General features: G+C 45.7%; 1 protein-coding gene. It reads left to right on the top strand.

Annotation, left to right across the window (positions count from 1 at the left end; all coding sequences use genetic code 11):
- The coding region (locus tag DZ54_RS0117445; protein WP_025675522.1) for an IS1634 family transposase at positions 1-665 on the top strand (665 nt) is incomplete at both ends.

Below are 665 nucleotides of genomic sequence, written 5' to 3'. Positions count from 1 at the left end.
GCTAGCCAAAGACATTGAAGCGCACCATTTAACGGATGATGTGCTTGGGCGCACGCTTGATGCTTTATATGAAGCAGATGTATCCGTACTTTATCAAGTGATTGCTGAGCATGTTGTTGATAAGCTTGGTCTTAAAACGGACTCTGTCCATCTTGATATCACAAGCTTCCATGTTGATGGAGAGTACGTCCAAGACGACGATATCAATGCGATTAAACTGGTAAAAGGCTACAGCCGAGATCACCGTCCAGAGCTAAACCAAGTGGTGCTTGAGCTGATTTGTGAAAACCAAGCAGGCCTGCCTGTTTACATGCAAGCACTCAGCGGTAACACCAATGATGCGAAGGCGTTTTCTGAGGTCACTAAGAAGCATATTCACTGTTTAAAAGCGGCGCAAAATAGTCGCTATTTTATCGCCGATGCCGCCCTGTATACGGAAGACAGCATTCGCTCTTTGGATGAACAAGAACAGAAATTCATTACTCGTGTACCAATGACGATTAAGTCTGCCAAAGAAGCCTTACTGGCGCTTGGACCTGAGCAGTTAACCTATATCAGTAACGGCTATTCAGGTTGCTGGATTGACGCTGACTATGGCGCAGTCACTCAAAAATGGTTGTTGGTTCATAGCGAGCAAGCGACGAAGCGAGAAGAAGTCACGTTCT

This window comes from Salinivibrio socompensis S35, assembly GCF_000513715.1.
GTDB classification, from domain to species: Bacteria; Pseudomonadota; Gammaproteobacteria; order Enterobacterales; family Vibrionaceae; genus Salinivibrio; species Salinivibrio socompensis.
The sequence above is the reverse complement of the archived record's forward strand: the minus strand, read 5'-3'. Positions and strand labels throughout refer to the sequence as shown.